This window comes from Fibrella aquatica, assembly GCF_041321135.1.
GTDB classification, from domain to species: domain Bacteria; phylum Bacteroidota; class Bacteroidia; order Cytophagales; family Spirosomataceae; genus Fibrella; species Fibrella aquatica.
On record NZ_JBGGWF010000002.1, the window covers coordinates 284,072 to 307,475 of the forward strand.

26 protein-coding genes and 2 tRNA genes are annotated in these 23,404 nt (G+C 49.5%); 7 read left to right on the forward strand and 21 right to left on the reverse strand.

Annotated features, from left to right (window positions below; translation table 11 throughout):
• Position 1: 1 nt before the first annotated feature.
• Together ACAW87_RS05075 and ACAW87_RS05080 are read right to left on the reverse strand one after the other, a co-directional pair.
• Complete coding sequence (locus ACAW87_RS05075) at positions 2–175, reverse strand: hypothetical protein (protein ID WP_370722075.1); 174 nt, start codon at positions 173–175, stop codon at positions 2–4.
• A 154-nt stretch (positions 176–329) separates the two neighbouring features.
• On the reverse strand, positions 330–788 hold the full coding sequence (locus tag ACAW87_RS05080) for an OsmC family protein (protein WP_370722076.1): 459 nt from the start codon (positions 786–788) through the stop codon (positions 330–332).
• A gap of 64 nt (positions 789–852) precedes the next feature.
• Here ACAW87_RS05080 and ACAW87_RS05085 point away from each other — a divergent pair, with 64 nt between their 5' ends.
• Together ACAW87_RS05085 and ACAW87_RS05090 are read left to right on the forward strand one after the other, a co-directional pair.
• Complete coding sequence (locus ACAW87_RS05085) at positions 853–1,197, forward strand: hypothetical protein (RefSeq protein WP_370722077.1); 345 nt, start codon at positions 853–855, stop codon at positions 1,195–1,197.
• 148 nt (positions 1,198–1,345) lie between these two features.
• A complete protein-coding gene (locus ACAW87_RS05090; protein ID WP_370722078.1) occupies positions 1,346–1,744 on the forward strand; it encodes a LytR/AlgR family response regulator transcription factor in 399 nt (132 codons plus the stop codon).
• A 97-nt stretch (positions 1,745–1,841) separates the two neighbouring features.
• Here the strand turns inward: ACAW87_RS05090 and ACAW87_RS05095 are convergent, their stop codons facing one another.
• From ACAW87_RS05095 to ACAW87_RS05145, 11 genes are all read right to left on the reverse strand, one after another.
• The gene (locus ACAW87_RS05095; RefSeq protein WP_370722079.1) at positions 1,842–2,408 is read right to left on the reverse strand and encodes a precorrin-2 dehydrogenase/sirohydrochlorin ferrochelatase family protein; all 567 of its coding nucleotides are present in this window, start codon (positions 2,406–2,408) and stop codon (positions 1,842–1,844) included.
• A 104-nt stretch (positions 2,409–2,512) separates the two neighbouring features.
• Positions 2,513–3,439 (reverse strand): hypothetical protein, encoded by a 927-nt coding sequence (locus ACAW87_RS05100; protein WP_370722080.1) that lies wholly within the window; start codon positions 3,437–3,439, stop codon positions 2,513–2,515.
• 168 nt (positions 3,440–3,607) lie between these two features.
• The gene (locus ACAW87_RS05105) at positions 3,608–4,684 is read right to left on the reverse strand and encodes a porin family protein (RefSeq protein WP_441656224.1); all 1,077 of its coding nucleotides are present in this window, start codon (positions 4,682–4,684) and stop codon (positions 3,608–3,610) included.
• An 83-nt stretch (positions 4,685–4,767) separates the two neighbouring features.
• A complete protein-coding gene (gene pgi / locus ACAW87_RS05110; protein WP_370722082.1) occupies positions 4,768–6,417 on the reverse strand; it encodes a glucose-6-phosphate isomerase in 1,650 nt (549 codons plus the stop codon).
• A 40-nt stretch (positions 6,418–6,457) separates the two neighbouring features.
• Positions 6,458–7,306: an SMP-30/gluconolactonase/LRE family protein gene (locus ACAW87_RS05115; RefSeq protein ID WP_370722083.1), complete on the reverse strand. Its 849-nt coding sequence runs from the start codon at positions 7,304–7,306 to the stop codon at positions 6,458–6,460.
• Between the two features lie 12 nt (positions 7,307–7,318).
• Positions 7,319–8,101, reverse strand: coding sequence for a glycoside hydrolase family 25 protein (locus tag ACAW87_RS05120; protein ID WP_370722084.1), 783 nt, complete (start codon positions 8,099–8,101; stop codon positions 7,319–7,321).
• A gap of 175 nt (positions 8,102–8,276) precedes the next feature.
• Entirely contained in the window at positions 8,277–8,516 is a 240-nt protein-coding gene (locus tag ACAW87_RS05125; protein ID WP_370722085.1) for a hypothetical protein, read from the reverse strand.
• A 102-nt stretch (positions 8,517–8,618) separates the two neighbouring features.
• Positions 8,619–9,254 carry a peroxiredoxin gene (locus ACAW87_RS05130; RefSeq protein WP_370722086.1) on the reverse strand — a complete coding sequence of 212 codons (636 nt, stop codon included), beginning with the start codon at positions 9,252–9,254 and terminating at the stop codon, positions 8,619–8,621.
• 178 nt (positions 9,255–9,432) lie between these two features.
• The gene (locus tag ACAW87_RS05135; RefSeq protein ID WP_370722087.1) at positions 9,433–9,999 is read right to left on the reverse strand and encodes a DUF4890 domain-containing protein; all 567 of its coding nucleotides are present in this window, start codon (positions 9,997–9,999) and stop codon (positions 9,433–9,435) included.
• Positions 10,000–10,097: 98 nt separating this feature from the next.
• Positions 10,098–10,775: a response regulator transcription factor gene (locus tag ACAW87_RS05140; RefSeq protein WP_502918384.1), complete on the reverse strand. Its 678-nt coding sequence runs from the start codon at positions 10,773–10,775 to the stop codon at positions 10,098–10,100.
• Positions 10,753–12,315 carry a sensor histidine kinase gene (locus tag ACAW87_RS05145; protein WP_370722088.1) on the reverse strand — a complete coding sequence of 521 codons (1,563 nt, stop codon included), beginning with the start codon at positions 12,313–12,315 and terminating at the stop codon, positions 10,753–10,755. Before ACAW87_RS05145 ends, ACAW87_RS05140 begins: the two co-directional genes overlap by 23 nt.
• Before the next feature lie 86 nt (positions 12,316–12,401).
• Between ACAW87_RS05145 and ACAW87_RS05150 the strand changes: the two genes are divergently transcribed.
• Both ACAW87_RS05150 and ACAW87_RS05155 read left to right on the forward strand, forming a co-directional pair.
• A complete protein-coding gene (locus ACAW87_RS05150; RefSeq protein WP_370722089.1) occupies positions 12,402–12,893 on the forward strand; it encodes a DUF3299 domain-containing protein in 492 nt (163 codons plus the stop codon).
• Positions 12,894–12,969: 76 nt separating this feature from the next.
• Positions 12,970–13,043, forward strand: a tRNA-Ala gene (locus ACAW87_RS05155).
• Positions 13,044–13,256: 213 nt separating this feature from the next.
• Here the strand turns inward: ACAW87_RS05155 and ACAW87_RS05160 are convergent.
• Positions 13,257–13,330 (reverse strand) — tRNA-Met (locus ACAW87_RS05160).
• 192 nt (positions 13,331–13,522) lie between these two features.
• Here ACAW87_RS05160 and ACAW87_RS05165 point away from each other — a divergent pair.
• From ACAW87_RS05165 to ACAW87_RS05175, 3 genes are all read left to right on the forward strand, one after another.
• Complete coding sequence (locus ACAW87_RS05165; RefSeq protein ID WP_370722090.1) at positions 13,523–13,915, forward strand: START-like domain-containing protein; 393 nt, start codon at positions 13,523–13,525, stop codon at positions 13,913–13,915.
• 134 nt (positions 13,916–14,049) lie between these two features.
• The gene (locus tag ACAW87_RS05170) at positions 14,050–15,522 is read left to right on the forward strand and encodes an LptF/LptG family permease (protein WP_370722091.1); all 1,473 of its coding nucleotides are present in this window, start codon (positions 14,050–14,052) and stop codon (positions 15,520–15,522) included.
• Positions 15,523–15,667: 145 nt separating this feature from the next.
• Positions 15,668–16,150: a response regulator gene (locus tag ACAW87_RS05175; RefSeq protein WP_370722092.1), complete on the forward strand. Its 483-nt coding sequence runs from the start codon at positions 15,668–15,670 to the stop codon at positions 16,148–16,150.
• A gap of 9 nt (positions 16,151–16,159) precedes the next feature.
• Here the strand turns inward: ACAW87_RS05175 and ACAW87_RS05180 are convergent, their stop codons facing one another.
• From ACAW87_RS05180 to eboE, 7 genes are all read right to left on the reverse strand, one after another.
• Entirely contained in the window at positions 16,160–16,927 is a 768-nt protein-coding gene (locus tag ACAW87_RS05180; protein ID WP_370722819.1) for a LytTR family transcriptional regulator DNA-binding domain-containing protein, read from the reverse strand.
• Positions 16,812–17,636 (reverse strand): glycosyltransferase family 2 protein, encoded by an 825-nt coding sequence (locus ACAW87_RS05185; RefSeq protein WP_370722093.1) that lies wholly within the window; start codon positions 17,634–17,636, stop codon positions 16,812–16,814. The genes ACAW87_RS05180 and ACAW87_RS05185 overlap by 116 nt, the downstream gene beginning before the upstream one ends.
• Before the next feature lie 251 nt (positions 17,637–17,887).
• Positions 17,888–18,883 (reverse strand): biotin synthase BioB, encoded by a 996-nt coding sequence (gene bioB / locus ACAW87_RS05190; protein WP_370722094.1) that lies wholly within the window; start codon positions 18,881–18,883, stop codon positions 17,888–17,890.
• 40 nt (positions 18,884–18,923) lie between these two features.
• Positions 18,924–20,135, reverse strand: a complete 1,212-nt coding sequence (locus tag ACAW87_RS05195) for a thioredoxin family protein (protein ID WP_370722095.1) — start codon at positions 20,133–20,135, stop codon at positions 18,924–18,926.
• A gap of 45 nt (positions 20,136–20,180) precedes the next feature.
• On the reverse strand, positions 20,181–20,534 hold the full coding sequence (gene gldC / locus ACAW87_RS05200) for a gliding motility protein GldC (RefSeq protein ID WP_370722096.1): 354 nt from the start codon (positions 20,532–20,534) through the stop codon (positions 20,181–20,183).
• Between the two features lie 151 nt (positions 20,535–20,685).
• On the reverse strand, positions 20,686–22,086 hold the full coding sequence (locus ACAW87_RS05205; RefSeq protein ID WP_370722097.1) for an alkaline phosphatase family protein: 1,401 nt from the start codon (positions 22,084–22,086) through the stop codon (positions 20,686–20,688).
• 100 nt (positions 22,087–22,186) lie between these two features.
• Entirely contained in the window at positions 22,187–23,380 is a 1,194-nt protein-coding gene (eboE, locus tag ACAW87_RS05210) for a metabolite traffic protein EboE (RefSeq protein WP_370722098.1), read from the reverse strand.
• Positions 23,381–23,404 lie beyond the last annotated feature (24 nt).

The window sequence follows — 23,404 nt, forward strand, 5'->3', positions numbered from 1 at the left end:
ATCAGGCCTGCGCTTTTTTCATGCAGCATGAGGGGCCACTGGTGCCTTTCTCACACTTTTTTTCGCAGTTCTCTGTTTTGGCTTTCTTCTCTTTCTTAGCCTTATCCTTGCTGCCGGCGAAAGCAACCGTAGAGAGTGTGGCAATCAGGGCAAGGCCCATCAGCATATTTTTCATGGTAGTAAGTTTGGTTTGTTACGGATTGTAAACTACAAATTCTGGACCAGAAAATGGTTTGTGGTTTGTTGTGTGAGGTTTGTGGTTGCGCTGCCATGCCCAGATACTTGTGGATTTGCAGCGCAACCACAAACCTCACACAACAAACCACAAACTAGTTAAGTACCAACGACCAAGTAATGTCGGCACTGGGGCGTAACTGAGCGGTGGCCGAGCAGTATTTATCCATCGATAAGTCAATGGCGCGGCGCACTTTGGCTTCGTCGAGCTCACCTTTTAGTCGATATTCGATGTGAATGGTTTTGAAAGGAGAAGGCATCGCTCCGGCCTCACGTTCGCCACGTACCTGAATGTTGAAGTCATCGATCACCTGCTTTTGCTTATTCAGAATCACGATCACATCAATGGCACTGCAACCGGCCAAGCCCATCAAAAGCATCTCCATGGGCCGTGCGCCGGCATTATGACCGCCAATGTCGACTGAACCATCAATGTCGAGGGTAACGCTCGAGGCACCGGTAGCGGCGAAATGAAAGGCATCATCAACGCGGACTAAATCGACCGTCATTGTGTTATAGGTGGGGGCTACGGGTGTAGCATCTGTGCTGTTCATGAGTAACGGTTTTGACACAATCGTAAAAAGAACGTATCTTCAATCTGTTAAACAGACAAAGCGCATGTCCGAAAAAGTTTCAAATGACTTATTCGACCTAAAAAACGACCCTCGGCTCAGTGTCTATCTGTACAGGGCCGGTTTTGGTTGCTGGCTGCTCTACCTGTTGGCCGGGGCACCCATTATGGCGAGCCTACGTTTCTACCGAACCGACTTGGGTATTCTTTCTTTCTTCATGATGGTGGCTGGCCTAAGCGCTTCGATGGTCTACGATTATTACCATAATGCAGTACTCTTTACCCAGAAAAAAAAGTGGCTTGCTATAGGTTATACCCTGCTGGCCGCTCTTATCTATTTTGTCGTACTGGGTAATAAGTCACCGGTTATTCCTAACTGGCTCTCGTTCTGAACGGCTGCTTTTGGCATACAAACAAGGTTCGTTTACATACGGATAGTTCTCAATAGCCTACAACTGCGGCAGTTACAGTAGTTTTCAGTTATAGTTTTTTATAGATTTGATACATCTATTTAACTAACTCATAACATTGAAAACTACTATGGCATCATCTATCCCTGTTTTAAGTGCTACTAATCGAACTGGTTCAGACGAATGGCCTTCGCTGCGTCTGTATCAGCGGGAGTGCGGTCAACAGACTTTTTCTGTAGCCAACCTGGTTTATCTCCAGTCTGAGACAAACTATACCTGGTTGAACTGGAAAGAGGGGAAGCGGATGCTTATGCCTCGTACACTGAAATTTTATGAGCCTAAATTACCCACCCAATTTTTCCTGCGGCTACACCGGAATTGCCTGGTTAATGCCCGCTATATTGTTGGGGTAGAGCGTGACGAAACTGGCCCCTATGTGTTGCTGACAACCGGTGAGCGCCTCTCTATCTCCCGTCGCCGTTGGACCACAATCAAACGAATGGTGGAGTCTTATACGCAGGTAAATTAGAGTTTTGGGTTTGATGTTTAGTGTTTGATGTGCGCTGCTTGGCTGCCAAATGGTTAACCAGCAGCGCACATCAAACACTAAACATCAAACCCAAAACTTACTTCAACACCTTCGTAATCTCATTGAGGCGGTCCATTTTGGCCTGGAAATCGCCGGTGAGTTGTTTACGAATGGCCGTCAGGTTATCAAGGGTTTCCTGAAGTGATTCGGGAAGCATCTCTTCAAGTACTTCGCGCAGACGTTTGGCAAAGGTTGGCGACTTTCCGTTGGTAGAAATGGCGATTTTCAGATCGCCTTTTTTTACGACCGAACTTAGGTAAAAATCGCAAAGTGGTGGTGTATCGGCCACGTTTACCAGAATTTTTCGGGCTTTACAATCAATCTGTACCTGCCGGTTGACCGCTTTATCATTGGTACCTACAATGACAATGTCTTTGTCCGTCAGGTAGTCAGGTTGGTACGTACCTAATACGAGGGTAACGGCCGGATGTTGTTGGGCAAGTTCATGAATTTCGGCCCTTATTTCGGGCGCAATAAGGGTGACAGGTGCTTCAGGTGAATTGGCTAGCACAGCGGTTAGCTTTTCCAGGCCAACGTAGCCGCCACCCACAATCAATGTTTGCAGTTGGTCGAGTTTGACGAAAATGGGGAAGAGTGTATTCATGCAAAAAGGGTGATCCATCTGACTTGTCTGCCTGATGAACCACCCTTTTTAGTTTCAGGTTTCACGTAGTGCAACCCGAAAAGCCGTTTTTGGCTATTACCCGATTAAAACTTAAATCCTAAGTTAACGCCTAGTACCCGACGTTGCGAACCTGACGTATTGTCGCGGAGTACGTTCTGGAAACCGTGGTGATACACGAAGTCGATCAGTAACGGACCTGCATCGAAACCAATGTTGGCCAGACCATTCAATGTTGCATCGTTGAAATCGCTGCGTTGCAGGTTCAATACGCTGTTGTTGCCACCCAGTGGAGTAGCCAACTCAGCACCAACTTGTAAACGAATGCCCGACACACCCCGTTCTGACTGCGCCAGTTTGATACCTACGTAGGCAGGTACGTGCAGGTACTTCTGGTCGATATTCGAACGAATGTCTTCAATAGAGGCCCCATCGCCTGGACGGAAAAATTCAGAACTCGACGTCTGGTATTCAGCACCAATCTGACCGAAAAGACGGCCGCCGCCCCGCACAAAGAAACCAGCCTGATAGCCTAACCGACCCGCCAAAGCCGAGCCATTGCCGTCAGTATCGATGGTTTCGCCCTGAAAGCGCGTCGAGTTGGCCCCGGCGTAGATGCCGAATGTGAAGTTTTTATAGTCTTCACGACGCTCTTCCTTCTGCTGTTTCTCGAACGATTTTTGTCCATCATCAAAACCTTCGTCGTAGGCCTTGCTCAGATCTTCTAACCGATACGACTGGCGCGAAGAGCGGCCACGATAGTCATTATCATAGCGTGGCTCATCCATCTTGCGGGTGTTAAACTCCCGACGTCTCTCGATGCGCATATCGACGTCGTTTTCCCGCGAGCGCTCATCGCGTTTGTCGTCGCGGCGGTCATACTGTTCTTCCATCCGACGGCGATCATCGGTTCTGTTGTCATCATAGCGCTGTGCTACAGCGTTTGTGGCGCAAAGCGCGCTGGCCCCGATTGAGAAGGCTACCAGCGCAATAGCCCGTACTTGCTTTTTCATAACGTTGTTGAGTTGGTAAGCTTACTACTACTTTGACAACCTACAGATTTGCCAGAATGTTTGTAGAGTTATCTACTGACTCTATAGAAATAATAAAGGTCGCTCTTTGAGAGAACGACCTTTATGCACTATCAATAAGAATCTAGTTGTCTGTAATACAGACAATTTCTAGAATTTGAATCCAACGCTAGCGCTCAGAATCCGGCGCGTTGAGCCCTGGAATGTATCGATCCGAACGGCATCGCTCAAGCCATGGTGATAGGTTAAATCAATCAGGAATGGACCGATATCGAAACCTAATTGACCGAGCGCATTAAATGAACCACTCTTAATCTCAGAATTACTCAAGTCAAATTGACCGCTGTTTGAGCTGATACGGTTAGCATACTCAGCACCAACCTGCACGCGAATGGCCGAAATACCACGATCTGACTCAGTTAGCTTGTAACCGATGTAAACAGGAACCTGAATGTACTGGATGTTGATCTGGTCACGAATGGCTTCAACCGACTGACCATCGCCCGGACGGAAGTAATTCGAACTCGATGCGAAGTACTCAGCACCAATCTGTCCGTATAAACGACCACCGCCCCGCACAAAGAAACCAGCTTGGTAACCTACACGACCAACTGGATCATCGGCATTAAGGTCTTCGCCCCGGAAACGAGTCGAGTTCAGTCCGGCATAAATACCATAAGCAAAGTTCTTATAGTCTTTAGTACGCTCTGGTCGGGTAGTTGTTGTTGTCTGTGTCGAATACGTGTTCGATGTACCCGTGTTGTAGTCAGTAGTAGTTGAAGGCGTTGTCGCCGACGTGCCTATACCTACGCTGTTTGTGTTGTAGCTACCCGAAGTTGTACCTGTGCCCATGTTATTGGTGCCAGTACCCATGCTGTTTGTGCTAGTACCCATGCTGTTGGTGCCAGTACCCATGTTGTTGTTGTAATTCCCTGAACCCACAGCTGATGAATTACTGTATGATCCGGTCGACATACCCGACGTACCCATGTTGTTCCCAGTGTTTGAGCTGGTGCTGTTATACGAGCTACCTGTGGTTGAGGTCGGGCGGTTCGTGCTGCTGTTGGTTTGCAACGTAGCGTTCCGGCTGTTCTCATTACTCGTATTCGACGTATTGTAATTCGACGTACTGGTCGTTGTAGACGACGGATTCGTCGTTGTTGTCTGGCCCACAGCCACACCTGCCGACAGGAGGCCGACAGCTAAAAGTACCTTGTTCATTTTCATAACGTTTTTTTAATGGACACTAAAAAAGGTGTGATTCGCACCACACCTTACTTAACCTACAGAGATATTAGATTGTTTTTTAGCTACCTCATTTGCTTGTATGCGTTGATGAGCCCATTCGTTGAGCTATCATGGCTATCAACCGGGGTATCTGCCTCTAACTCAGGCAGAATCTTACTGGCGAGTTGTTTGCCCAATTCTACGCCCCACTGGTCGAAACTGAAGATATTCCAAATAACGCCCTGCGTAAATATCTTGTGTTCATACATGGCTATCAGGCTTCCCAATGCCCTTGGCGTTAGTAGTTTAAGCAGAAACGAGTTCGTGGGGCGGTTGCCCGAGAACGCTTTAAACGGCGCTATTTGAGCAATTTCTTCCGATGACTTCCCGGCTTTCTCCAACTCGGCTGCTGCTTCGGCCTCTGTTTTGCCATTCATCAGGGCCTCTGTCTGGGCAAAAAAGTTAGACAACAGCAACATATGATGATTTCCCATCGGGTGCTGACTGACGGCCGGGGCGATGAAATCGCAGGGAATAAGCTTGGTGCCCTGATGAATAAGCTGATAAAAGGCGTGCTGCCCATTTGTGCCAGGTTCGCCCCAGATGATAGGTCCGGTTTGGTAATCAGTTGGTTGGCCGTTTCTATCCACCGACTTGCCGTTGCTTTCCATATCGCCCTGCTGAAAATAGGCCGCAAATCGGTGCATGTACTGATCATATGGCAATATGGCCTGCGACTGTGCTCCGTAGAAATTGTTGTACCAAATACCGAGCAAAGCCAGCGTGACGGGAATGTTTTCGGAGAGTGGCGCATCCCGGAAGTGTTCATCCATGGCGTGACCACCCGCCAGCAGGTCGGCAAAATTGTCGTATCCGATATAGCAGGCAATGGATAAACCAATGGCTGACCAGAGGGAGTATCGGCCACCTACCCAATCCCAAAAACCGAACATATTGGCGGCATCGATCCCAAACGCCGTAACCGCTTTTTCGTTGGTCGAGATGGCCACGAAGTGCCGGGCAATACCCTCGGTTGTGCCTCCGTTGTCGAGAAACCATTGCCGGGCCGAGTTGGCATTGGTCATGGTTTCCTGGGTGGTAAACGTTTTCGAGGCAATCATGAACAGGGTTGTTTCGGGACGTACCTGTTGCAGCGCTTCGTAGATATGAACACCATCTACGTTCGACACGAAATGTACTCTCAGGTTGGGCCGTGCGTAGGGCTTCAGGGCTTCGGTCACCATCACGGGTCCCAGATCGGAGCCGCCAATACCAATGTTTACAATGTCGGTAATGGCCTCGCCGGTATGGCCTTTCCACGTACCTGAACCTAACTGTTCAGAGAAGTCACGCATATGGTCGAGCACCGCATTGATGCCGGGCATTACGTCGTCGCCGTCGACCAGAATAGGCGTGTTAGACCGATTACGGAGCGCTACGTGTAATACCGAGCGGCCTTCTGTACCATTGATTTTATCACCGGCAAACATTTTACCAATGGCATCCGTAAGCCCAGCCTGTTCGGCCAGTTGACGAAGCAGCTCCATGGTCTCGGTGGTCACGCGGTTTTTCGAAAAGTCGACCAGCATATCCTCGAAACGAAGCGAAAACTGGTTGAATCGATTCGGGTTTTGGGCAAACAGGTCACGCAAATGAACCGATTCAGTAGCCTCGAAATGGGCTTTTAACTGGGCGTAGGCGGGAAGCGCCAGAAAAGAGTGGTTGGTCAACATGGTTGTAGTCAATTAAAAAAAGCAGTGCGAATATCGACGTTTATTCTACGTCATCAACAACCAGTACGTGACCGGTAAGCGGATATTGCCGCCGTTGCTCGTCAGAAACACCGGTGGCGGCTGATGTAACGTAGAGCCGGTTGCCTACCGAAGCTACTTTAGTTACGTTTATGGCCGGTAGCTCAATAGTGCGTAGCAACTCGCCCTGTGTGGTAAACTGACGGATGCTATTACTACCGTATTCACCGACCCACAACGTACCTGACGTACCCAGCGAAACGCCATCCGGTGATCCTTCATAAGGCCACTCGATCAGGCGAGTTTCTATGGGAGCGGTGTCGTGCATAGCGATCCGGTACACACCTTTGGGCCGTCCGGTGTGCCCTTCCGATTCGGCCACATACACAACAGGTTCGTCGGGTGATACCGCCGGGCCGTTGCTGATAATGAAATTGGTCGACAGTTGGGTGGCTTCACCGTGCTTATCAAAGCAAAATAGGTGGCCCAGTGGCTGTTTCACATCCATGTCCATCGTGGTCACATACAGCGATTGGCCATCGGCCGACAAGCTGCCATCGTTGACGCGTACCGTGGGCATGTTCTCATCAACAGTGGCTAATCGTTCGCAGTCAAGCGGTTTCTGATCGTGGATGTAGGCGGCATGAGGCCCCGATTTAAGGCCTAGCCAATAGCGCTCTCCATCGGGGTGTGGCAACACAAAGCCAACCAGTTCTGGGGTTTGCCAAACTTGAAGGTCTTCTCCGTCAAGGTTGGTTCGGTAGACACGCCGTTCTAAAATATCGACCCACCAAACGTGATTGTGTCGTTGATCCACATAAATGCCTTCGCCCAGTTGTAGGTTGCCTGCAAAAAAAGAGTTGATCTGCATAGTAAGAATTGGTTAATCGATGCAGAGCTCATTGATCCGGTCGGGCTCCATCACAAAGGTGTTCAGGTCCACGTAACCGCGAATTCCTTTCACCCAACCGCTTTTATTATGCTGCCAGATATACAATTTATCCGCGTCGTAACGGCTTAGGTTGGCTTTGGAATAATCAGCAATCCAGAGGGGATATACATCGAAGTTGTCCTTGATAAACCGCTTATACAGACTTGGGTTTGTATAAATGATTGGGCGGACATTGTATTCGGCTTCCAGCGCATCCAGAAAAATCTGGAGATCGTCGATGATTTTTTCATCGGCAACGCCATTGGTCACTTCAAAATCGAGCACCGGATGCAGATCGCCCTTTTTCAGTGTCACCCGTTTAATGAAGTTATTGGCTTGTTTAATCGGGTCTCGGGTGGGGTGGTAGAAGTGATAGGCTCCCCGGCGCAGGCCCACACGTTTAGCTTCTTTCCAGTTCCGGGTAAAGGTTGGATCGCCGAGGGTGGCGCCTTCGGTGGCCTTCATAAACACAAACTGCATCCGAACTTCACCGTCGTTCATGGCCGCCACCCGGTCCCAGTTGATTCGGTTATTATGCCGCGACACGTCGAGCCCATGTACACTGAAGCGCGTTGGAAACTTGATGCCGTAGCCGTCCACAAAACGCCATTGCATCTCATCGGCGGGCCGGGTCATTTTCCAGATTAGGAAGCCAGCCAACAGCAAGCCGACTCCAAGCCAGATCAATCGTTTGTATTGGTGGTAAATGAACCGGATCAGCACCAGTGCTTTCATAAATGGCGGGTAAATGGGAGTGCAAACATACAAAAATGGCAGCGGCAACGCCCGAAGACGCCACTGCTGCCATTTTTCTGGTTTGTGGTTTGTAGTTTGAGGTTTGTGGTCGCGCTACTGCTGTACAAACTCGGTCCCTCAGCAGCACAACCTCAAACTACAAACCACAAACTCTTTAGTTCGACCCTTCCAATTTCACCAGCTTGTTATACAGGCCGAGGATGAGGATGGGAGCGGCCCACTGACCAACCAGCAGAGCTTCATGTTTTTTACCAGTAGCAAAAAAGGCGGCAGCCGTAGCCAGTGCGCCCATGCCTCCCCAGAGAAATAGATCAGAGGGAAGTTTGGCGGTTTGTTCTTCAATAGCTTCTGCTACCGGGCCTTCATCGTGTTGCGGATTCAGATTCTTTGGCATGACGTTGAGTTGTTTAAGTTTTGAAATACATCTCACTAACGAACCATGCCGCCAAAGGTTTTTAAAAAAGAGAGGCAGCGGGTTAACCCGCTGCCTGAATCGTTACTTGTTCGGTTGTGGCGTTTTCCGCAAATAAGGCTTCACGAATGTCACACCTTTGGGGAATTTCTCTTCCAGCTGATCATTAGTTACGGCGGGGGTAACAATCACATCGTCACCTTCCTGCCAATCGGCGGGAGTAGCCACCGAGTAGTTGGCCGTGAGCTGAAGCGAATCGATCACGCGCAGAATTTCGAAGAAGTTCCGGCCTGTAGAAGCCGGGTACGTCAGGGTCAGTTTTATTTTCTTATCCGGTCCGATTATAAATACTGAGCGTACCGTTGCCTTTTCGCTCGCGTTAGGATGAATCATATCATAGAGGGTGGCTACTTCCCGGTTTTCGTCGGCAATAAGCGGGAAGTTAACCGTGGTATTATTCACCTCATTGATGTCTTTCACCCATTCGTGGTGCTGATCGAGGGGATCAACGCTGACAGCAATTACTTTCACACCCCGACGGGCAAACTCGTCGCTAAGTTGGGCAGTACGGCCCAACTCAGTGGTGCAAACAGGCGTAAAATCAGCCGGATGTGAGAAAATCATGCCCCAGGACGTACCCAACCATTCATGAAAATGAATAGGACCCTCAGTAGTGTTGGCTGTAAAATCAGGGGCGATATCGCCTAATCGGAGTGACATAGTCTGGAAAGATTAGTGTTGTTATTCGATTGACTAAATAGAGTAATAGTTAAACTGAAAAACCGGCGCTTAGCCGGTTCGTCTTGTATAGTTAGTGAACAGTAAGATCAGCGCAAAGGGTTCCGGTACTCCTGCTCAGGTACGTTGCGGGCTATACTGGCAAAAAGCTACAGCTACGTTATTGCCTGGTCGAGTCGGCAGTTGTGGTCGAAGTGGAGTCTTTGATTATGCCTTTGGGGGCCGGCGGCCGGATTCCGCCTACTACGCGTTGCATCTCCGGTTTCTGGGTTTGGTACGAAACCCACTGTTCGGGAGTCAGAATAACTTTCAACTTGTCTTCTTTTTCCTCGTTATACATCATCATCGCATCCCGCATTTGCTGCCCGGCCTGCGGGTTCGATTTCCCCCCATCGGAGCCTAAAATTTCTTTCAGGGCTTCCTGCTGAACCTTGGCGTACTCATTATTCAGCGTTTTGACGGCTTTTAATTGGTCTTTGGTCAAGTTAACTTTTTCTTTCAGCCACTTGGTTTCTTTGCCAGCCAGTTCGCCTGCGATATTGGGCATACTGGGCTTGAAATTATTACCGGCATTCATGCCACTCATCTGCCGTCCCATACCCATACCGCCACCACCGCCATATTGACCGCCATACTGTCCGCCACCATATTGGCCAAAACAGGTTATTGCAAACAGGGAAAGACAGGCAGTAGTTGTTACAGTGGTCAGAAACAGGGCGACGCGCATAGCAGTGTTGTAAACAGATGAAGCCCTAAAGTTCGGAAATGTTCGGTGCAAACACCAACACGGCCAACCAATAGGGCTTCACTTTATGACAGAAACAATTAGACTAATTTCTCTTCAACCGCCATCCGCACCAGTTCGGCGGCGTTACGTACCTGAAGCCGACGCATCATGTTGGCCCGGTGGTTATCGACGGTCCGGACACTTAACTGCAGTTTTTCGGCAATAAGTCGGCTACTGAGTCCTTCAATCAGGTGGCTCAGAATTTCTTTTTCTTTTTTGGAGAGTTTAGAACGCCGCGCTTTTCCGGCACCAGCCACCGTACTGCCCGGGTCTTTACGCATCTGCTGCATGTACCCGTTCAGAATGATAGTAGCTACTGGCGAGCTGAAGTATTTTTCTCCGGTAGCTACGGTCTTGATAGCTTTGATCATTTCATCACTTGAAGAGTCTTTCAGGATGTAGCCAATGGCACCGGCTTCAACCGCCCGCAGAATGTAATCTTCGTTGTTGTGCATCGACAGCATCAGCACCCGAATGTTTTTATTCAGTCGCGTGACCTGCTGGGCAGCCTGAATTCCTGACATACCGGGCAGCGAAATATCGAGCAGAATGACATCGGGCAAGGTATTGGCGGCCTGATGCGCTTTTAATTTTTCAAGGGCTTCTTCGCCATCATTGGCTTCGTCGACAATGGAAAGTCCTTCGTTTTGTTCGAGCAGTAATCGGACGCCGTCGCGCACAATCGCGTGATCGTCAACCAGCATTAGTTTGATCATAATCGTGAGATGATATCATTTGAGAATGATAGGGGATACTTACTTTTAGTTTGGTGCCTTTTCCTGGCGTTGAGGTTAATTTAAAGATACCATTGAGCAGTTTAATTCGCTCATGGATATTGTGTACCCCCTGTCCCTGTGGTTCTTTTAGTAACCGTTGGGTTTTAAAGCCCGCTCCATTATCTGTAACGGTTAAGTGAAGGTATTGGTCTTTTTCAAACAACTGAATGTCTATTTTAGTCGCTTTCCCGTGCCGAATGGCATTGGTAACGGCTTCCTGCGAAACTCGATACAGGGTAATTTCAACGTTTTTGTCCAGCCTGTTTGTCCGGTCGGCCAGCCAGTCATCGGTTTGCAACGTCACTCGTAGCTTTTGACCGTTATCGTTTTCGGGACGATTGTGGTTATCCATTAGCATACGAAGCCCAGGTACTAGACCAAAATCGCTTAAGACACTGGGCATCAGGTTATTCGAAATTGATCGCGTTTCCTGAATAGTTTGTGTAATCAACGTTTTGAGTGGCAATAAGTTTGAATTGGCTACTCCTTCGTTCGTCAAGCGCGTCTCAAGGCCTTCAACCTGCAGCTTGATCGCCGTTAGCATTTGCCCCAACCCGTCGTGCAATTCGCGCGAAAGACGCTTTCGTTCTTCTTCCTGCCCGGCCATTAAATAAGCTGTCCGGGATTTTTGTTCATTGATCTGCTGCTGAAACTGAAGCTTAGTGGCATCGAACAATTGCTGCCGGGCTTTTTTTAGCGATTTATTGGCGTTGGTGAGTTTACGATTTACCTCTGCGGTTCGTTTTTCGGCAACTACCAGTCGGTTAATGGTATGGCGCAATCGAAGGGCAGCGGGTCGAAAAATAAAATAGGCAATGGCCGCCAGGGTGCAGAGCGTCAGCAGGTGTAACCAGAGCTCAACGCGTTGAATCCGGGTTAGTTTTTGCCGAAGCTCGAGGGTATACTGACGAACAACAAGATCGATTTTCTCCAGAAAAGGCGTTTCGTTGGCCAGTAAAAGCGCCAGATTAGCTTTGGCGGTCAGGCTGCGCATCTGTTGGGGACCTTTCAGCCGCAACAATTGGCTGGTGCTGGTTTGCAGCGCTTCAAAATGGGGACGAACGACTTCATAGCCTTGTTGCACCTCAGGGCTGTTGTCAACGATTCTGGGCGGCCGTAATCCGGTCGAATCGGTCACTAATCCTTTGCGGCTGTTCAAGTGGGCCTGTTCAATGCTGACCAGATAGTATTTCAGTTCGCGCTGAATAGCCAGAAACGTAAGTGAATCACCGGCGTCGGCCAATTGAAGCGCCTTTTTAGCAATTTGCTGACTTTGGTGTCGTTGGGTGGCGGTATGCCGAATCACCCATAGTTCGTCCTGGAACTTATCAATTTGCCACTGTGTAATCACTTCAGCTATGGTAAGCAACAGGGCTAAACCCAGCAATGTAGCTGTATACAGTCGCGTAAGCCGAACAGGTTCTGCCTGTGAAGGGCTAACTGACGATGAATTGGTATGGTCGTTGAGTAAAACGGGCACTTGCTTGTAGCTGGACGCGTTGTTAGGAGTAAAACTAATAAACTTTGTAGATTTACCTTTCAGTTCCTCAATTAACTTACTTAAGTATGAGACGCTTCATCGCTATTGGCCTGTTTCTATGCATTGGGTTAGTGGGTTTTCGCCCTGCTACTACGCCCGCCGTGGCTCCGGTATCAACAACGCCAACAGTGGCCGACCCTGTTAAAATTTCTTGGGAAACACTTCGGGACGTTACGTTCAAGAAGAAGTGGTATGCCGAAGAATCGGTTTACATGTTATACCCTACGTTCGGTCCTGCCATTCAGAAGATGAGCGGCAAGCCAGTTGAACTGACAGGCTATGTGTTACCGGTAGATCTGGAATCGAACGTATATGTATTGTCGGCGTTTCCGTATTCTGCCTGTTTTTTCTGCGGTGGAGCCGGTCCTGAGTCGGTGGTGTCGTTGAAATTCAAGAAGCCGGGCCGTAAGTTCAAGACCGACGAGCGTCGTACGTTTCGGGGTACGTTAAAATTGAACGCCGATAATATTTACGAGCTGAATTATATTATCGCTGATGCTGAGATGATTGAGTCGTAACGGGCGATCATCTTAAAAAAAATAGCCGTGCACCCTTGACAGCATAGCTGAAAAACCCTAGTTTTGCACTCGCAATGGGGGATTAGCTCAGCTGGCTAGAGCGCTTCCATGGCATGGAAGAGGTCATCGGTTCGACTCCGATATTCTCCACCCCGATTAAAAACCCTGGAAACTACTCGTTTTCAGGGTTTTTGCATTTAGGCTTTGCCACTCTGCCAACAGAACTCATGAAAGAACCATATCATGGGCAGCACTGTATCGTGTACTGGTTCGACAGAATGTTATCGGATAATAATAACCTATACAACGCCAAAACCCGCTTTGTGGGCGGGCTGGCTAATCGGTGAAAGGAGTTACTTATCGTAGCGGGAAGCAGGATCGAACTGCTGACCTCAGGGTTATGAATCCTGTGCTCTAACCATCTGAGCTACCCCGCCGAATTGTTCTGCAAAAGTAAGCAAAATCTTTTTTGAGACAACTTGTCGGTACTTGTTTTTGGTATCTTTTTTACGTTACCTTGCCATAAGCTTGATGATCAGCTCGATAATTTGGATAGGTGTAGCTCCTAACCGGCTGATCATAAGTGGATCGAAAAAAAGTTAGTATCACATTTTAAGTCTGACACCCTCATGGAGAAATTTAAGTTTGTGACCGAATATGAACTTCGGGCCTCTCCAAAAGTGCTCTTTCCCTATATCAGCAGCGCGTCAGGTTTGTCGCAGTGGTTCGCCGCCAAAGTAAACACGCTGCCCGAACATCGGTATGATTTTATCTGGGACGATGAAAGTCATGTGGCCCGGCAAACCTCACTTCGGCAAAATAAGAGCGTTCGCTTCGAGTTCTTGAACACCAGTGAAAACGGGCAGGAAAGCAACTACGTCGATTTTAGGGTCGATGTGAGCGAACTCACCCAAACAACGTACCTGCGCATAACCGACTATTCAACCAATACGGATGAAGAAGAACTACAGGATATGTGGGACGGTATGCTGGATAAACTCAAAGAAATTGTTGGGTCATAAGCTTATTAAGAACGCCTGAGTTGCCGTTAAAAAAGTATAACCAGGAATGGATCGTGAACAATGAGCCGTGTAGCCAACGTTACCATAAGCAGGCTCCACGGCTCTATTAACCTCTGTTTGTCTGTTTCTGGTACGTGAAAAAAATCGATAAACTTGTGCTGAAGTCATTCTTCGGCCCCTTCTTCCTGACGTTAGCGGTTGTCATCTTCATCTTCCTGATGCGGTTGCTCATGCTGTATATCGAAGAGTTCATCTCGAAAGATATTACACTGGGTACGTTTGGCCGACTGCTCTACTTCTTCGCCGTTCTGACGGTACCAACTGCATTGCCACTTGCCGTGTTGCTGTCTGCCCTTATGACATTCGGTAATCTGGGGGAGTTTTTCGAACTCACCGCCATGAAAAGCGCGGGTATCTCGCTGACTCGCGCCCTGAGGCCGTTACTGGTGCTGGCCATATTCTTCATGGGGTTCTCGTTCTGGTTCAACAACAAGGTTACTCCATGGGCTAATTTGAAAGCCTATAGTTTGCTGTATGACATAAAAACGGCTAAGGCTGCTCTGAACCTGAAAGAAGGCATATTCTACAATGACCTGCCAGGGTACAGCATTAAGGTAGACAAAAAGCTGGGCGACTCGCTCACCAATCTGGTGATCTACAAGCACAGTACGTCGGGTATGGAGTCGGGTAATCGCGAAATTATTCTGGCTAAGTCGGGGCGGATGTATACTGATCCCAGCCGGTCGTACCTGGTTTTTGAGTTGCATGACGGTAACGATTATCAGGAATATAAAGATGACCGGTCATCGGTGACGTACACGAGTGGTGGTCCAGCCAAAGCAACGCAGTTTATGCGGAATGGCTTCAAAGATTATAAACTGGTAATTAGTCTGGAGTCGTTTGGTCTGCACCGTACCGACGAGCAGCAGTTCGAATATCACCCGTATATGAAAACGTTGACGGAGCTAACCACGATCGCCGACTCGCTCGAGAAAGAGTCGACAAGGGCGAGCCTGAGCGTAGCCGGCTCATCGCGAAACTATTATACTTACCAGTTTAAAGCAGAGGCCGTTACAAAGGCTAAAGCGGTGAAAGAAGGTAAGTGGATCGATTCATTGCTGGCGCGACCTGCTCGTTTTTCAAACCCAATCGAGGTGGAACAAATGGCGCTTTCTCAGGCGCAGAATATGCTATCGTATGCCCAATCCAATATTATATACCTGGCCGAAAAAGCGAAGAGTTCCTACGCATATGAGTTGGAAAGTCATCATAAATTCACGCAGGCGGTTTCGGTATTTATCATGTTTTTGATCGGCGCGCCGCTGGGAGCGATCATTCGAAAAGGCGGCTTCGGATTGCCTGTGCTGGTGTCTATCGTATTTTTTATTGTACTGTATGTGCTGACACTGCTGGGCGATAAGTTTGCCAAAGATGGGGCCTGGCCTGTGCCGCTGGGTGCCTGGATGGCCAATATGGTTTTGTTTCCAATCGGCTTATACTTGCTTCGGCAAGCCCGTCTCGATTCACGCCTTTTCGATAAAGATGCCTACCTGATCGCCTGGAATCGATTTAAGGCCCGATTTAGTAAGGGCAGTACGGTGGCTTAAGGTTATCCAATATGTGTGGTTGGGTACGTTTCCTCTCGTGTTTATTAAAAAAAGCCCGAACTGATATCCTGATTTAGGGTTACAATAAGAACATACCCTATAGGAAAGGTTATTTTTAGTATACATTAGGTCAACCCACACGATTATGACATACATACAGGACAACGAAACCGTCCGGGCCAACTTTAAACGGGCCCGCATATTAGTGGTTGAAGACAATGATGATTATTGGGTGCTCATACAGCGGGCAATGTTTCAGGTATTACCAGAGGTGATGCCCGTACGGGCTGCGAGTAAAGAGGAAGCACACGAACTGCTGACCGCCTGGTCGCGCGATGAGTGGGACATGCCCAAGCTAGTTTTGCTGGATCTGTATCTTCCCAATCGCGAGCACGGCTGGCAGGTGTTGGATGAGATCCGAAATCTGATGACTCCCTGTAATCAGGTGCCGGTGGTGATACTAAGTAGTTCAGACACGCAGGACGATATTACTGAGGCTTATCGTCGGGGTAGTTCCTCTTACCTGGTCAAGCCGACGGCGTTTGCCGAATGGCTCAATTATTTTAAGCAAGTGCGGACGTATTGGTGGGAGACCGTTACGCTCCCTCCAATGCGTGTGGCCGTCTGATTTGCCTGTTTATGCCGGTTGTGGCAATACGGCAGTTCGTAACCAGAACTGGCAAATCCGGTCTATAGTGGGTGCCAGCGGCGTCTGTGCGTCAGGAAGCGAGATCACCGAGTTTGCCCGCCGTTGGTAGCTGACCGAAATGGTATCGTCGGCAGGAGGCACAATCATTACGATTGGAATTTGTCCGAAATGGTCGTGCTCCTTCAACTGCTGTAGCGTGTTGAGTCGCTCAAGGGTAGAGGTGCGCGCATCCAGGATAACCAGCGCTGGCAACTCGTCGGTCGACAACAAGCTCAAGACCCGGGGTAGGTGGCTGCTTTGGTGTGAATTATGCAGTGTGTATTCAGACCACCTCGACTCAATTCCCCATTTGATTGACTGGGTGTTCGCCTCTTCTGTTACCAGAATGACCGGCCGGGCAACTGTTGATTGTTCTGCTTTACCTTTTGGTAAATCGGCAACTGCATGGGTGGTCTCAGTAGCAATGGGTTGGCTGGATTTATCGGGTGATAGGTAGGGTCTAAGGGCAGCAGCCACTTCGTTCCAGCGCCGCCGGCTTACGGGCAACAAAATACCTCCCTCCAGTTCTACAGTACCTGCCATGCGCTGACGAGGTGGCTGATTCAGATTTTCAACGCAGATAGGGTTTACTAAGGCTGTTTTATGAACTCTGACAAAGTCGGTAAGTTGCGTTTCGAGATAGCTGATGGGCTTGGCCAGCATTTTTTTCTCGCCGTTCCGAAAATGCAACCATGTGTAATTGTTGGCGCCTGCCAGATATGCGATTAAGGCAGGGTGTTTGATGGCTGGTTTTACAACGCTCATAAGTTGAGTTTAAATCTGAGGAGAAGCTGATCACTAACGTTAATAAAAATTTGGTAATGGCTAACCGAAGCACAGAAAACCAGGATAGTTTGTGGGGTGGACAAACAACAACGGCTTCAGAGCAGGTTGTAATAGGCACTCCCGCCTTCACTAATTTGTCGAGCCAATGAACAGCCGGGTTTTTCTTTCGGTCAAGCCATTCGTCGAAACCACCGAGTTGCTCCAGTAAGCTTCGCCGACAAAACAAATTAGCACCTGCCGATGCATTAATAGGTTGCCTTGGTAATGGATATGTTACCCGGCCAACAATGACTTGTGCTCCCCCGTGAAAAAGTGGTAAGGCAGTGGTTAGCCAAAGTGGCTGTGGCAGGCAGTCGTCCTGCGTAAAAGCTATAAACATGCTCGAGGCCAAACGCCACCCTCTGTTAAAGGCTCCTGCAGTGTTGCGATTGCTACGTTGGCTTACGTAACGAATTGATAAGCCTGTTTGCGTAGCTATTTCTCGTGTCAGCAACGCCGTGGCCCGGTCATTGGCGCGGTCAACGACAATGACTTCAAACTGACTGCGCGATAGCTTCTGATTGGAAAGAGCCAACAAACAGTCCCGAAGCATTGCCGGACGCAGACAAGTTGGAACTACAACGGTAACTAACGGATTCATTCCTGGTCGATAGGCAGTTGGGTTTTTAGGTAAGGCTGCTTATGTTAATCAACGTAACAGACCCGGTTGTTCGTGATTAGTTAATAAAAACTATGAGCCAATGGTCCTATGTAAGTTGAATAGATGAATGTGTAGCGCTACTTAGTAAGGAAACGGCACCTACTTGTCTATCTCTATATGGTGTTTTACACAAAAAAGCCAGACTTGTTGTCTGGCTTTTTTGTGTAAAACACGAGATGAACCCACCAGTATTAGGCTGGAATTTGCTCAAATTTGATCGGGGCCTGACCTTGCTCATTTTTGAACGCGGCCCGTGGCCGGATGTTCAATGTCTGGAACAGTTGCTGATCGGCATCGGTATCCGGGTTGGGAGTGGTCAGTAGCTTGTCACCGGCAAAGATGGAGTTAGCACCAGCCAGAAAGCATAAGGCCTGTTCTTCCGTAGTCATACGTACCCGGCCGGCCGACAAACGAACCATGGCATTGGGCATGATGATGCGGGCGGTGGCAATCATGCGCACCATTTCCCAAACTGATACGCGTTCCTGATCTTCAAGTGGAGTGCCTTCGACCGGAACCAGTGCATTAACGGGTACCGATTCAGGATGCTGGGGTAAGGTGGCCAGGGTTAGTAACATACCAATCCGGTCGTTGTGCGATTCGCCCATGCCGATTATACCGCCAGAACAAACCGATATGCCCGCTTCGCGCACGTGCCCCAGCGTGTCGAGGCGATCGTCGTAGGTACGTGTACTGATGATATCGCCATAATATTCCTCGCTGGTATCCAGATTATGGTTGTAGGCGTACAAACCGGCATCTTTCAGTTTTTGTGCCTGTCCGTCGGTCAGCATACCCAGAGTGCAACAAACTTCCATACCCATCGCGTTAACGCCCCGAACCATGTCGAGCACATTATCGAAATCGCGGTTGTCGCGTACCTCACGCCAGGCTGCACCCATGCAAAACCGGCTGCTACCCGATGCTTTAGCCTGACTGGCAGCTTCCAGCACTTCGTTGACTTCCAGTAGCTTATGCACTTTTACGTGTGTGTGATACCGGGCCGCCTGCGGGCAGTAGGAACAGTCTTCGGGACACCCCCCGGTTTTTACCGACAGTAGTGTACAGACCTGCACTTCCTGAGAGTCATGGTATTGCCGATGAACCGTTGCCGCCCGGTAAATCAATTCCAGAACGGGGCTATTGTAAATGTCAGCGACCTCGTCGCGGGTCCAGTTTGTGCGCATAAGAGAAAAAGTTTCAAATGCGCTGTCGCGCATTTGAAACTCATTTGAGTTTATTAATCAGATCTGTATTCCGTTTGGTATCTATTCGCCCGGCTTTGGCTATCTCCATTGATTTTGTCGCCGCTTGTTTAGCATCGGCCACTCGACCGGCCCGCCGGTAGGCTTCTGCCAGTTCGTAGTATAGGTCGGCCTGTTCGCCGGGGGTAGTTTTCATAGCCAGGCCTTTCCCTGTCCATTTCACCAGCGACGGTACGTAAGCTGAATCGGGACTATTGCGGTTGAAGAGTCGGGCCACATACACATATTCGGGTACTGAAAGGGTATGCGTAGCAATGTGGTTATTCATACGGTCGGCAGCCATATTACCTTGTTTCAGCCGGAAATAGGCGGTCACTTCAGGAAGTAGTGTCCGCGATGAGGCCAGTTTAGGGTCGATACCAATGCGGGTTAGTCCGTCGTAAACCTGCTTGATCTGGGCGGGCGAGTAGCGACCGCCCCGGCTACTGTACAACGACGACATTAGAATGTTCTCAGCTACATCGACGGCGGCTTGCCCATACTGTTTCTTATATACGGCAATGTTACTGACCAAACTGCGGGCCAGCGGATTGTCCATGTCGATCACTAGTTTTTGGGTCGCCAGCCAGTTGCTGTTATTGGCGTGGGTGTTGGCGGGCTGCTGATTAGCGTAGGCTTCCATGGCAGCGATGTTGGTGGCTGTATCGCAAACAACGCGGCTATACATGGCCAGGTCGATCAGGAAATTGGGTGCCTTTTCACCAGCTGCAAACCGTTTTTTCCAAGTCTGACTACGGGTAGTCGGGGCCACCGCATTATTGGCATGCCGAATCAGTTCGTCGGTAGAGTTCTGACTCATGGCAAAATGAACCAGTTCGCCATTGGGCGTGAAATAAAGAAACAGGGGCAGCGAGGGAACGTAGTATTTCTTCGATTTGAGCCATTCCCGCGTGGCAGGCTGGTTTATATCGGCTTTAGTACTGATGAATTTTGCATTGTACGATTTTCCCACGCGACTGTCGGCCAGGGTTGGTACAAAGCTCTGACAGACATGACAGTCGGGAGAATACACTTCAACGAAAACAAGTTTGCCCGCCTTTTGCGCCGTTTTAAAGACCGTACTGATGGGCGTTTGCTGGAAGGCAACGCCTTTCTGTGCCATGACCTGAATAGAGCAGAGTAAACAGATCAACAGGGTTGTATACCCCTTTCGGAGCCAAAAGATACGATCCATAGGTAGTTCGGTGAGGTTAAAATACGCGTTCAAAGGCATTGTTACTTATTTTCCTGCCTGATTCTCGGCCCGGAACTCGGCTTCAACCCGCTTACTGAGCGTGCGGCAGAGGTTGTCGATCTCGTCAGCCATAGAGACGTCATTGGTGGCGGTGCGTACCGTACTGGCAATACCACCCATGATTTCAATCATGAACCGTTTCATATCGCCCACTTCCATGTCTTTGGTCCAGAGGTCAATCTTCAGGGTGTTGTGGTGGTAATTATCCCAAACCGCGATAGAGACACCTTTGGTATCGTTAAGGCCTTCATTTGGGTTTTCAGTAGCGTCCCAATAGATTTTCTCAGGTACGTTATCGTTGTCTAGTTCAACGGTGAAGTTAATTTCAGATTTGCGCATGTTGGAGGAGGACTGTTAATTTAAGTCCTCTGTCTTCTATCTTCTGTCCTCTGTTGCGCTGCTAATTAGAACGATACATACCTGAGCAGCGCAACAGAGGACAGAAGACGGAAGACAGAGAACTCAAAACAGGTGTTTTTTTTGATCAAAATTAAGCATTTTCGGAACGTCCGGGCGCTAAAATTGGTGCATTTAGGGTTTCCCAGATCAGATCGTACACGGCAGTCGCTTCTACTTCGGGCTGTTCTATTGGCTGATCGGTGATCAGAACAGGGTAATATTCCCGGCCAATGTCGACCCCTCCGTGCGATCCTTTCACCAGGGTAGCATCCAGCGAAATGACGTCCATCAGGTAACGGAATCCCAGTAGTTTACGGGCCAGTTTGTAGCCCGCCTTTGCTTTAATCAGCGGATTGGTTTGATCCATGAATAACTCGGCGGGGTCATAGCCGGGTTTACGGTGAATGTCTACCGCCTGGGCATAATCTGGTTTTTTGGCATCGTCGAGCCAGTAGTAATAGGCGAACCAGCTATCGGGTTTAGCAATGGCAACCAGATCGCCCGACCGCTCGTGGTCGAGGTGATGCGCCTTTTTGCCCGCTTCATCCAGCACTTCGGCCACGCCCGGCAGGGCTTCCAGTAACGTTTTAACGTGCGCAAGCTGAGCCGGATCATTGACGTACACGTGAGCAATCTGATGGTCGGGCGCGGCAAAGGCGGCGCTCGCACCCGCATCGAGCAATTCGCGACCTGCTTCAACACGAACGGCGATTAAACCAGCCTCGCGGAGAGCGCGGTTAATGTAAATCGGTCGATTCACCGAGTTGATACCGTATTCAGACAGCAGGATGACGCGGGTATTCTTCTTTTCGTAAAAACCGACGAGCTCAGCCACCAGCTGATCAATTTCCCGAAGGTCGCCGGCAATCTTATCGAAATCGACGCCGAATTTCTGGAGTCCGTAATCCAGGTGGGGCAGGTAAATGAGCGTGAGCGTTGGGTCGTGTTTGTCGTCGACATACATGGAAGCGTCGGCAATCCATTTCGAGCAAACGATGTTGGCATTTGGGCCCCAGAAGTTGAACAAGGGGAACGTACCCAATTTTTCGGTCAACTCGTCGCGTAGTTCGGCGGGTTGACTATAACAGTCGGGCATCTTTAGACCGTCGGAGTGATATTGGGGGCGGGGGGTCACCGAGTAATCGACCGAAGCGTACATGTTGTACCACCAAAACATCTTCGAACAGGTAAAGGCAGCGTCTTCCCGTTTGGCGCGTTCCCAGATCTTTTCAGCCCCCACGAGTTTGTTCGACTGTTTCCAGAATTTTATTTCGGCATCTTCCCGATCATACCAACCGTTGCCGACAATCCCGTGTTCCGATGGCCATTTACCCGTCACATAACAACTTTGCGCCGTAGTGGTCACTGCGGGCAACACCGGTTTAATGTAAGTCAGGCGTCGTTTGGCGATGTACTGCGTTAAAAACGGCGTATGCTCGCCAATCAGGCTGGCGCTGAGGCCAACAATGTCGATAACTACGGTTTTGTTCATGTTGAGAGGTTTTTACTAGTTTGTGGTTTGTAGTCTGTGGTTTGTAGTTGCGTTGCTAGTCTACCATCCGTCTTCCAGCAACGCAACTACAAACCACAGACTACAAACCACAAACTAGCCTATTCACCCACGCCAGTTCCCGGCTGATTGATTCGCTGATTGGAACCTGTACATCGGCGGGGAGAACGCCCCAGGTGTAGGTTTCAATTTCGAGTTGCGTGGTAAATGGCTGTGTACGTTGCCGGTTCAGCACCTCGATTACGCTGTTTTGGGTCGAATGCAATAGCCCGTAGCGTTCGAGGAAAAGCGGAACGTGAAAATGAACCCGCCACTCGCGATGTGTTTTGGCGTCGAAATCGGCCAGCGCATTGGGCAGGTCGTCGTAATGTTTGAAAGTGCCATCGGCCAGTCGGGCCACCACCTGGTGCAGGTACGTTGGTTCATCGAAAGCGGAAATGGCTGTGTAGGTTGCCTGGGCATCTTTCTCGAAACTTAGCCGCAGGGCCGAACTAACCTGCACTTTACCGACCTTGATCGCTGCCGTTTCCAGCGCCGTCAGTACAGTCTCCGTTTCTTCATACGCCACCGCTACATGACAGACGTCGTAGCAGAGTTGAATATGGTTTTGCAGCACTGTGTCAGCCTCCGAACTACTCATGTCATGATGATGCGCCAGGTACGTTCGGGCCGCCGGACGGAGTTCCTGCGTGTACCAGGCAATGAAGTCGGCCACGTTGTCGAGCAGTCCGTCGGGTTCGGGTTCGATGTCGAGGTGGAGGGTTTTTCCGGTGCTTAGCCGTAACTGAATCAGCTCGTCGAGCACGCGCAATATGTGTTGCGTGGCCGTTTGGGTCGCTTCGTGACGGACTTCGGCTGTGTTCCACCACAGGCGGTATGAGAGGGGTGAGGTAGAAATGCCCCCATCAGTCTCGCCCTCGGGCATCAGTTTAGCTAATAAATGAAAGAGCCGGATGGTATAGTCGAGGCGCTCGGTAGTGGTCCAGTCGGGAGCATGCACCTGATCCTTTACGCGTTCGTTGTGGAATCCACCGTACGGAAATCCGTTCATGGTGAACACGTAACAACCTGTTTCGGCCAGCCATGCCTGAAATTCAGCGGTCTTTTCGGGCCTCGCCAGGTCAATGCTCGCCTGATTGGCCAGCCGTAGACCCAGCGGTAGCGGGGCATTGGGCGAAACCGCCGCTTTCACGGCCGGGACCTGATCGCGAAGGTGCCGAAAATGGTCATCCCACGTTTCGCCGGGATGAATATTGGTGCAATATCCGATGTGCATGGAAGAGTTCAGTTAACAGTTATC

What these genes read in the sequence shown, in the direction of transcription:
- ACAW87_RS05115 (WP_370722083.1), bottom strand. Translation starts at nt 7,306, where the DNA reads ATGCAGATCAACTCTTTTTTTGCAGGCAACCTACAACTGGGCGAAGGC.
- ACAW87_RS05165 (WP_370722090.1), top strand. Translation starts at nt 13,523, where the DNA reads ATGGAGAAATTTAAGTTTGTGACCGAATATGAACTTCGGGCCTCTCCA.
- ACAW87_RS05105 (WP_441656224.1), bottom strand. Translation starts at nt 4,684, where the DNA reads ATGAAAATGAACAAGGTACTTTTAGCTGTCGGCCTCCTGTCGGCAGGT.
- ACAW87_RS05140 (WP_502918384.1), bottom strand. Translation starts at nt 10,775, where the DNA reads ATGATCAAACTAATGCTGGTTGACGATCACGCGATTGTGCGCGACGGC.
- gldC (WP_370722096.1), bottom strand. Translation starts at nt 20,534, where the DNA reads ATGCGCAAATCTGAAATTAACTTCACCGTTGAACTAGACAACGATAAC.
- pgi (WP_370722082.1), bottom strand. Translation starts at nt 6,417, where the DNA reads ATGTTGACCAACCACTCTTTTCTGGCGCTTCCCGCCTACGCCCAGTTA.
- ACAW87_RS05175 (WP_370722092.1), top strand. Translation starts at nt 15,668, where the DNA reads ATGACATACATACAGGACAACGAAACCGTCCGGGCCAACTTTAAACGG.
- ACAW87_RS05130 (WP_370722086.1), bottom strand. Translation starts at nt 9,254, where the DNA reads ATGTCACTCCGATTAGGCGATATCGCCCCTGATTTTACAGCCAACACT.
- ACAW87_RS05185 (WP_370722093.1), bottom strand. Translation starts at nt 17,636, where the DNA reads ATGAATCCGTTAGTTACCGTTGTAGTTCCAACTTGTCTGCGTCCGGCA.
- ACAW87_RS05125 (WP_370722085.1), bottom strand. Translation starts at nt 8,516, where the DNA reads ATGCCAAAGAATCTGAATCCGCAACACGATGAAGGCCCGGTAGCAGAA.
- ACAW87_RS05135 (WP_370722087.1), bottom strand. Translation starts at nt 9,999, where the DNA reads ATGCGCGTCGCCCTGTTTCTGACCACTGTAACAACTACTGCCTGTCTT.
- ACAW87_RS05195 (WP_370722095.1), bottom strand. Translation starts at nt 20,135, where the DNA reads ATGGATCGTATCTTTTGGCTCCGAAAGGGGTATACAACCCTGTTGATC.
- eboE (WP_370722098.1), bottom strand. Translation starts at nt 23,380, where the DNA reads ATGCACATCGGATATTGCACCAATATTCATCCCGGCGAAACGTGGGAT.
- ACAW87_RS05095 (WP_370722079.1), bottom strand. Translation starts at nt 2,408, where the DNA reads ATGAATACACTCTTCCCCATTTTCGTCAAACTCGACCAACTGCAAACA.
- ACAW87_RS05085 (WP_370722077.1), top strand. Translation starts at nt 853, where the DNA reads ATGTCCGAAAAAGTTTCAAATGACTTATTCGACCTAAAAAACGACCCT.
- ACAW87_RS05090 (WP_370722078.1), top strand. Translation starts at nt 1,346, where the DNA reads ATGGCATCATCTATCCCTGTTTTAAGTGCTACTAATCGAACTGGTTCA.
- ACAW87_RS05120 (WP_370722084.1), bottom strand. Translation starts at nt 8,101, where the DNA reads ATGAAAGCACTGGTGCTGATCCGGTTCATTTACCACCAATACAAACGA.
- ACAW87_RS05080 (WP_370722076.1), bottom strand. Translation starts at nt 788, where the DNA reads ATGAACAGCACAGATGCTACACCCGTAGCCCCCACCTATAACACAATG.
- ACAW87_RS05150 (WP_370722089.1), top strand. Translation starts at nt 12,402, where the DNA reads ATGAGACGCTTCATCGCTATTGGCCTGTTTCTATGCATTGGGTTAGTG.
- ACAW87_RS05100 (WP_370722080.1), bottom strand. Translation starts at nt 3,439, where the DNA reads ATGAAAAAGCAAGTACGGGCTATTGCGCTGGTAGCCTTCTCAATCGGG.
- bioB (WP_370722094.1), bottom strand. Translation starts at nt 18,883, where the DNA reads ATGCGCACAAACTGGACCCGCGACGAGGTCGCTGACATTTACAATAGC.
- ACAW87_RS05075 (WP_370722075.1), bottom strand. Translation starts at nt 175, where the DNA reads ATGAAAAATATGCTGATGGGCCTTGCCCTGATTGCCACACTCTCTACG.
- ACAW87_RS05205 (WP_370722097.1), bottom strand. Translation starts at nt 22,086, where the DNA reads ATGAACAAAACCGTAGTTATCGACATTGTTGGCCTCAGCGCCAGCCTG.